Genomic DNA, 8,059 nt, shown 5'->3' on the forward strand with positions numbered 1-8,059 from the left:
TGAATATTTAAAGACAATTGTTTTATCTGGTTATCGCTTAAAGGATGAAAAATAATTGCGTATTATTTCTCATCCTTTATAAATTTGACAAAAATATGATTTTATAGCACAATATTCCAGAATAGAATGATTTGAATGAAAGGAAAAGTGACCATGATCTCATTTCTTGAGTTGACCCTTGAATTATCAAGGGCTTCCGATATGGTAAGCCCGGAGCTAAATAATCATCACAGATTGGTTGCTTATATAACTTACAACCTTGGGGAAGAACTTAACTTAAATGAAAAGCAGCAGAATCACTTAAGTGTGGCCGCTATTCTGCATGATATTGGCGGTTTAAGCATGCAGGAAAGGCTGGATGTCTTAAAATTTGATGCGCTTAATCCTCATAAACATGCTAAAATTGGTTGGATGCTACTAAAAGATTACAAAGAGTTTTCTGAAGAGGCAAAGATTATCAAATTTCATCATGTCGATTGGGACAATGGCAATGGACTAAAAAAAGACGGTGAAGATGTGCCGTTGGAAAGTCACCTGATCCATTTAGCCGATCGCATCGCTACTCTGATTTCAAAGGATGATAAACCGTTCAATCAGGCAGAGCGAATTTATAGCAGAATAGAAGAAGCTTCGGGGAAGCGATTCAATCCTGAATTTGTAAAAGCTTTTGAACGACTTAAGAAAAAAGAATACTTTTGGTTCGATCTGGAATCCATTTCCTGCAGCAGCAATTATTATAAAAAATTAAGTTTTAATGATCAATTGATTGATATTGATGCATTGATTGGAATTGGAAAATTATTTGCGCGAGTGATTGATTTCCGGAGCAATTTTACGGCGGTCCATAGTGAGGGTGTTGCGGCCGTTGCCAGACTGCTGGCTCAACTTTCAAATTGCGATGAAATGACTTGTAAAAAAATTCTGGCAGCAGGCTATGTCCACGACATTGGGAAACTGTCTGTTCCAACGGAAATTTTAGAAAAACCAGGAAAATTGACGGAAGATGAGTTTGCAGTCGTTAAAGGGCATAGCTATCAAACTTATGTTTTACTGGATCATGTGAAAGGACTTGAGGAAATCAATATTTATGCTTCCATGCATCATGAACGGCTGGATGGCACAGGCTATCCGTTTAAGCTAAAGGGTGAAGATCTGCCTTTAGGGTCACGAATTATGGCCGTTGCGGATATTTTTACGGCATTAACAGAAAACAGACCCTATCGCAAGGGCATGCAGAAGGAAGCTGTGATTGAAATTCTCGAAGAAATGGCAGATGATAATAAGATCGATAAAAAAATAGTAGCGATTCTGATAGACCATTACCAGGAAGTAACCCGAACCCGGATAAAAAAGCAAACGAAAGCGCGAAAACGCTATAAGGATTTTGAACTGGCATTAGAAGAGGACGATCAGATGGACGATCAGATGGAAATTCAGAGAGGCAAAACCCATGGAATTAATTAATAATATCAAAGATACAGCATTAATTTTTGAAGGCGGTGGAATGCGGGCCAGCTACAGTGCTGGATTTTTGAATAACCTGTTGGAAAATGAAATATATTTTGATTACGTGGCCGGAATTTCAGCAGGTTCCAGCCATAGTATCAATTATTTATCCCGGGACAGAAGTCGTGCCAAGCGCTCATTTGTGGATTTAGTTTTAGATCCGGAATTTGGCGGCTGGAAATCTTTTTTTAAAGGGGAAGGTTTTTTTCGATCCGATTATATTTATGAAAAAACGTCCGAACCAGGGGCTTCACTGCCTTTTAATTTTGAGACATTTATGGCCAATCCGGCGCAGTTGCGTATCGGTGTTTTTGAGCGGGATAAGGGCGAAGTGGTCTATTATACGAAGAATGATATTCACACGTTAGATGATTTGGTGAAAATTGTCCGTTCTTCATCGTCCATGCCGATTTTTATGCCGCCAACCTTTTACAAGGAGCATTATTATGTAGATGGCGGACTGGGCGGTGGGATTGCCTTGGACATTGCCAAAAAGGATGGCTTTGAGAAATTTTTTGTTGTGCTGACCCGAGAAAAAGGCTACCGTAAAAGTCCGATGAAATTAAAAAGGACGATTAAAAATTATTACCGCAAGCATCCGAAAGTGGCGGAAGCGATGCTGAGCCGCCATATCATCTACAATCAGACACTGGATGAACTTGAAGCTTTGGAAAGAGAAGGCAAAGCCTTCCTTGTTTACCCGGAAACCATGCCGGTATCCAATCGAGAGATCAATTTTGATAAACTGTCCAGAAGTTATCGGTTGGGATACGCCCAGGGCAAGCGAGATTTACCCCAATGGAAAGAATTCCTGGGAATTGATCAAGTCTGAAATCAAAAAATTAGAAAAAAACGAACGTGGAGAATGATGATCAAAAAAAAATGAGATAGCTTTTAAATGGGGTGAAAAATCGTATAATACGATAATATCCTAAAATAATGGTAGATAGAAACAGTGCCGCAAAACAGCTAAGAGCTGGATTGTGGCACTGTTTCTATCAAGTCAAACTATTTTTTTAATGACGGGGGCAGACCATTGGCCATTGAGAACCGATTCCTGGGGCAGGTAGATCCGCAGATACAGATGAAAATCATCGCTTGAAACTGGAAGCCAGTTACACAGTTTTGATGCATCAGGAGCATTGGTCTGAACCAGAATATCCAAGGAACCATCTTCATTTAAAGTAAAGCTGCTCCGGTCATTGATGCAATAACGGTTCAATGCATTATCAATAAGAAAATTGTTGCTATTATAAGCGGTGATGGACCAGAATCCGTTTTCTTGAGTAGGGGGCAGGGCGTCTTTATCAAAGTGAATGGTGTAGGCATTGCTGCCACTCAGGGTTTCTCCATTGCTGTCTTTGTAAGCTTTTGGGTAAATGGCAACAGCAGTGGGATTTACGGCAATGCCATTGATTGCAATCAATGCCCGGAATTCGTATTCCGTCCCAAATTTGGCAATCGGTTCGCCGAAGTAACTCCAGCTTCCCAGCGCTACGGAAAATTTAGAACAGTCCGTTGCTAAAACGCCGGTGAGATTGGTCACCATGGTTTCCCATTTATCAGAAGCATTGTCACCGAGAGCAGAAACATCAAAAGTGCATCCCGGGCCGACATTGATGCTATTCAGGGCTTTCATCAAAGGGACATCCGCTGCTGTCGGGGGATTGTTCACCATGAGCTGATTGGCGGTGTCAAAAAACTCTTGCGGGGTCATCGCATCGACAGCAGTGATTGGGACAAAATCGTTGTCTGCATTATCGGTTCCAGTTGGCGGGGTATAGGGTTCACCTGAGAGGTAGGCCTCCAGAGGAAGCAGCTGCATCTGATTCTGGATGGCATAGACATTATCGAGATCGGCGTCGCCGTTGCAGACAGTGTGGATCAGAATCCAGGAAAGGTTGGTGGGCAAGGAAACCTGCTTCATATTGTCAGGGACGGTTCCCTTGTAATTGGGGCCAGTAAACAGGTAGGTCTGCTGATCCTGGGTATCGCCGCCTGAGCCGAGAATGGACACCGCGTTGGTGTACGCATCCATGACTTCGACTGAACAGAAGCGGTCTGTTTTTGGTTTGACATAAACCATAGCAGTATCAGTAAGATCAAGAAATGCCTGGGAATACACGGTATCCACGTTGGGAGTTACAATATCCTTTGATGCAGCTGTCGCAAGGCCTTTGGCGTGAATCAGCTGATTGATGGGAGCTCTGGTATCGCTGGGCTCGACGGTATTTGTCATCGCTTCCATCGTTGCATTTACCAGAACAAGGGGAAGACAGTAAACATAGGCATCTGAGACAGTCTGCCAACCATCGGTTTCAGCTGTTGTCGAGGTCGGTTTTTCGGTACAGCCGGAAAACGCAGTCGACAGCAGGCATAAGGCAAGAACCAGGGTAATCGTTTTCTTCATTGTTACATTCCTTTCCAACAAAATTTAATAAGAAAATTATATCATATTAAAAGGTGCTTTGTAGTAAAGAAAGTTAGAATATGGGAAATAATTATATGAAATTGAGTACCCAATCAATTAATAGCTGGTTAAATATGATCGTTGTCGATTAAAGCAAAGGTCTTGTGAATTATGATTGACAAGATCATTTAAAATGGATAAAGTATTCCTAATGAATACTACTAACGTAAAATAAACAGAAAGGCATGTACAGATGATTGAAAAATTGACTTTGTTTGGTTTAACCAGGCAGGAAGCGACCATTTATATTAGTCTTTTTCAAAATGGCGCGTCCAATGGATATGAAGTGGCCAAGGCAACTGGCATTTCGCGATCAAATGTATACAATGCCCTTGCCGGCTTGGTGGAAAAGGGGGCAGCCTACCTGATGGAAGGGGCTTCCAATAAATATATTGCGGTGCCGATTGAAGAATTTTATAACAATAAACTGCGGGTAATGATAGAGGCAAAAGAATTTTTGCTGAAAAACTTAATTCCGGCGAAAGATGCAACAGCTGGGTACATTACCATTGACGGCTGTGTGCACATAAAAGATAAAATGTTTAATATGCTTGATCAGGCAGAAAAAAGGATTTACATTTCTTTGCCATTTCAATATTTAGAAGAAATCAGGAACAAATTAGAAAAATTAATTAATAACAGGATCAAGGTCGTAGTAATAACAAACGAAGATTTCAAAATGCCGGGAGCTGAAGTTTATCTGGCTGATAAAAAAGATAAACAAATACGGTTTATTATCGATTCAACCTATGTTTTAACAGGAGAATTTTCAGAAAGTGACTATGATACGTGTTTATATTCTGGACAGAAAAACTTTGTGAATGTTTTTAAGGAAGCCCTTAGAAATGAAATAAAATTAATTGAATTAGAGAGAAACAATAATGGAAAATAAATTGGTATTTTAAACGATAATAACTAGCGATCGGTGTTTAATTAATATTCGTTTAAGGTATTTCTAATGTTTTACCATAATTACGGTTCACAGGAAGCGCTTTTTTCATTTTGGCTAAAGAGATGAAGACCAACAAAGATAGAAAGGATTCTTAAAAATTAGTTGATAACTTCAAGAAACAGACGTTTAATGCCTTAATATAAAATGTTTTGTAGCTAAATTCTTCTTAATAGGATATAATATAAAAATAACCGTACATTTGCAAGATGCCAGAAAATGTTGCGTTACGAAATAACACCTTACAGAATACAGGTTTCCAAACTAGCTAGGGTGCAGACACAGGGACGTTTTTGTTTATTAAAAAAAAAGACAAATAAATGTCCTTGTGCCTGCATCTGCCTTTGGTTCTCTAAGGGAAAGCAAAGGAGGAAATTATACCAATGAACAATATTGAAGGAATGAAAAAATTAATTGATGAGAAAAAGAAGCAAAGTTCACAGCAAGGTATTAATGGAAAAAAGCCGAGTCAAACAAAAGTAAACAGCCGAAAAGCGTTTAGAAACAAAAAATCCGGCGGAGTTTTTGACAAATAATGGCTGTAAAAAGAAATATGTCGTCATTCTGAAAGAACGCAGTGTATGCGTTCTTTATTTTTGGCAAAGGCAAGCGTTTATTTGAATTATTAAATACTTGCCAGTTTGCCAATCACAATACGTAGTAATACGAAAAAAAATTAAAGGAGAAATAATTATTGTTATTTGAAAATTTAAATATAATCGAGCCGATTCAGAGGGCTTTAAAAACTGAAGGATATACAGAAGCTACACCGATACAGACAGAGGCCATTCCCCAATTATTGGATGGAGCGGATTTACTGGGGTGTGCTCAAACAGGTACGGGAAAGACAGCAGCCTTTGCCATACCAATTTTACAAGGCATTTCGTTTGAACAAAGAAATTTAAAAGGAAATAGACATATAAAAGCATTGGTGCTTGCGCCAACAAGAGAGCTTGCAATTCAAATTGCCGATAGTTTTAAAGCGTATAGCAAGCATTTAGGCCTTAGAACGCTTGCAATCTATGGGGGAGTATCCCAACATCCGCAGACGAATGCACTGACCAAGGGAATTGATGTTTTGGTCGCAACACCGGGAAGGTTGCTCGACCTGATTAATCAAAAATATGTTCATCTGGATAAGATAAAATATTTTGTACTGGATGAAGCAGATATGATGCTGGATATGGGAATGCTTCAAGATGTCAAAAAAATTATGAAATATGTGCCTGCGGTAAGACAAAACATGCTCTTTTCAGCGACGATGCCGAAGGAAATTGAAAAACTGGCTGGTAATATATTAAAGAATCCGGTAAAAATAGCCATAACGCCAGTATCATCTGCAGTTGAAGTTATCGAACAATCTGTCTATTATGTGAATAAAAGTAATAAGACAAACTTACTGATTCATTTACTAAAAGATAAAGCTATTGTTTCGGCATTAGTGTTTTCCAGAACAAAGCATGGCGCTGATAAAATTGTAAAACTTTTAGTAAAAGCGGGATTACAAGCGCAGGCGATTCATGGCGATAAATCCCAGAATGCACGACAGTTGGCATTAAATAATTTTAAACAGGGAAAAACAAGAATATTGGTTGCAACGGATATTGCTGCCAGAGGAATTGATGTTGAAGAATTATCTCATGTTTTTAATTACAATTTGCCGGAAGTTCCAGAAACCTATGTTCATCGAATTGGTCGTACCGGAAGAGCCGGCCTTGGTGGAATTGCAATTTCTTTTTGTGATCAGGAAGAAAAACCACTATTGGCAGAAATTCAGAAACTTGTGTCAAAATCAATCCCTCTGGTTGAAGATCATCCATATCCATTGATTGAAATGCCATCTGAATTAAAAGGGGTACCCGCCCGAAGATCATTTGGTCCAAAAACGCCACCAACTAAACACCGCCGGGGTAACACAACCAGCACCTCAAAGAATAAAACGAGAAAGAATAATGAAGAACACTATTATTCTAAAAATAAGCGGGCTGAAAACCAATTTTAATAAAATTTTAAAATAGGCTTTATCGATGTTACAAACAGGCTCGTTTTTATAAATCAATAAAACTAAGTGATGAGGAGGAATATCATGGGAGACAAGAGTCCAAGAAAAAAAGAAACAAAGAAGAAAAAAGCTGATAAAAAAGCAACTGTCAAAATAGTATCGTTAGTTGTGCCGGAAAGCAAAGAAAAATAAGGATAATATCTATTTGCACTCTGTATAAGGGTGCTTTTTTTATGGAAAAAATTGGTCGTTCTTATTAAAAACAAACGTTATATGATAAATTTTCCCCTAACAGGGTATCAATAAAAGAAGTAATGTAGAAATTGAAAGACTCAAATTTTAATATCAATTTAGATAGTAACTATTAATAAAAAGCCAATTAATATTAGTATCATCATTTTATTGGCTTTTTCATATCTGATGTATATCATATATTTTGTGAGATTGTCAGATCATATACTTGAGTGCCTTGGGATTGTTGAAATCCTCTGGCACTTTTTTGCGGGCCAGCAACAAGCATAATAAGTAATTGTACTTACTTAATTAGTCGACAGCAGTCATTCAAAGCAAAATAAATATTTAAATGCATTTAATAATAATATATATATATTAGACTAATACACTATTTTAAGACACTTAATATAAATAAAAAAAATTAAATACATATAAAAAAAACGATTGACGTACCTTTACAACGATGCTATACTAAGTCCATACAAAATGTACGCGTATAGTTAGACGGCTCGTAGAAATGTAAAATTATAAGAGCTCTTTGAAAAGATATTATAAGGAGGCAGATAAAAAATGATTATTATTGGAGAAAAAATTAATGGTGCGATACCTTCCACCGCGAAGGCCATTGCCGCCAAGGATTCAGAATTTATTAAAAATTTAGCCATCAAACAGGCGGAAGCCGGTGCCGATTTTATTGATGTCTGTGCTTCGGTGGATGATGTCATCGAATTGGAAACCATGAAATGGCTGATCGACATCGTCCAGGACGCTACGGATGTGCCGATCGCAGTGGACAGCCCCAACGTACACACCTGCGTTGAAGCGATGAAATACTGCAACAAACCGGGACTATTCAACTCCGTTTCGTTGGAAGGGGATAAAGTGGATATCGCCTTCA

At 38.4% G+C, this 8,059-nt stretch carries 7 protein-coding genes; 6 read left to right on the plus strand and 1 reads right to left on the minus strand.

The window, feature by feature from the left end; genetic code table 11:
• Positions 1-135: 135 nt before the first annotated feature.
• Both FZC40_RS01465 and FZC40_RS01470 read left to right on the plus strand, forming a co-directional pair.
• Entirely contained in the window at positions 136-1,464 is a 1,329-nt protein-coding gene (locus FZC40_RS01465; protein ID WP_148602162.1) for an HD-GYP domain-containing protein, read from the plus strand.
• On the plus strand, positions 1,451-2,338 hold the full coding sequence (locus FZC40_RS01470) for a patatin-like phospholipase family protein (RefSeq protein ID WP_148602163.1): 888 nt from the start codon (positions 1,451-1,453) through the stop codon (positions 2,336-2,338). Before FZC40_RS01465 ends, FZC40_RS01470 begins: the two co-directional genes overlap by 14 nt.
• 171 nt (positions 2,339-2,509) lie before the next feature.
• On the opposite strand, the gene FZC40_RS01475 is transcribed toward FZC40_RS01470, so the two are convergent.
• Positions 2,510-3,916: a DUF1254 domain-containing protein gene (locus FZC40_RS01475; RefSeq protein ID WP_148602164.1), complete on the minus strand. Its 1,407-nt coding sequence runs from the start codon at positions 3,914-3,916 to the stop codon at positions 2,510-2,512.
• 253 nt (positions 3,917-4,169) lie between these two features.
• On the opposite strand from FZC40_RS01475, the gene FZC40_RS01480 reads away from it, so the two are divergent.
• The 4 genes from FZC40_RS01480 to FZC40_RS01490 form a co-directional block, all read left to right on the plus strand.
• On the plus strand, positions 4,170-4,868 hold the full coding sequence (locus FZC40_RS01480) for a TrmB family transcriptional regulator (protein ID WP_148602165.1): 699 nt from the start codon (positions 4,170-4,172) through the stop codon (positions 4,866-4,868).
• 440 nt (positions 4,869-5,308) lie between these two features.
• The gene (locus FZC40_RS17005; RefSeq protein ID WP_186843609.1) at positions 5,309-5,461 is read left to right on the plus strand and encodes a hypothetical protein; all 153 of its coding nucleotides are present in this window, start codon (positions 5,309-5,311) and stop codon (positions 5,459-5,461) included.
• Positions 5,462-5,619: 158 nt separating this feature from the next.
• Positions 5,620-6,927, plus strand: a complete 1,308-nt coding sequence (locus FZC40_RS01485) for a DEAD/DEAH box helicase (RefSeq protein WP_148566570.1) — start codon at positions 5,620-5,622, stop codon at positions 6,925-6,927.
• Between the two features lie 804 nt (positions 6,928-7,731).
• On the plus strand, positions 7,732-8,059 hold a 328-nt coding region (locus FZC40_RS01490; RefSeq protein WP_186843608.1), incomplete at its 3' end, for a dihydropteroate synthase.

Origin of the sequence: Acetobacterium tundrae (assembly GCF_008086615.1) — a bacterium.
GTDB classification, from domain to species: domain Bacteria; phylum Bacillota; class Clostridia; order Eubacteriales; family Eubacteriaceae; genus Acetobacterium; species Acetobacterium tundrae.

Bases quoted from the DNA above. Each gene is read 5' to 3' on its own strand.
- FZC40_RS01465 (WP_148602162.1), top strand. From the start codon at position 136: ATGAAAGGAAAAGTGACCATGATCTCATTTCTTGAGTTGACCCTTGAA.
- FZC40_RS01470 (WP_148602163.1), top strand. From the start codon at position 1,451: ATGGAATTAATTAATAATATCAAAGATACAGCATTAATTTTTGAAGGC.
- FZC40_RS01475 (WP_148602164.1), bottom strand. From the start codon at position 3,916: ATGAAGAAAACGATTACCCTGGTTCTTGCCTTATGCCTGCTGTCGACT.
- FZC40_RS01480 (WP_148602165.1), top strand. From the start codon at position 4,170: ATGATTGAAAAATTGACTTTGTTTGGTTTAACCAGGCAGGAAGCGACC.
- FZC40_RS17005 (WP_186843609.1), top strand. From the start codon at position 5,309: ATGAACAATATTGAAGGAATGAAAAAATTAATTGATGAGAAAAAGAAG.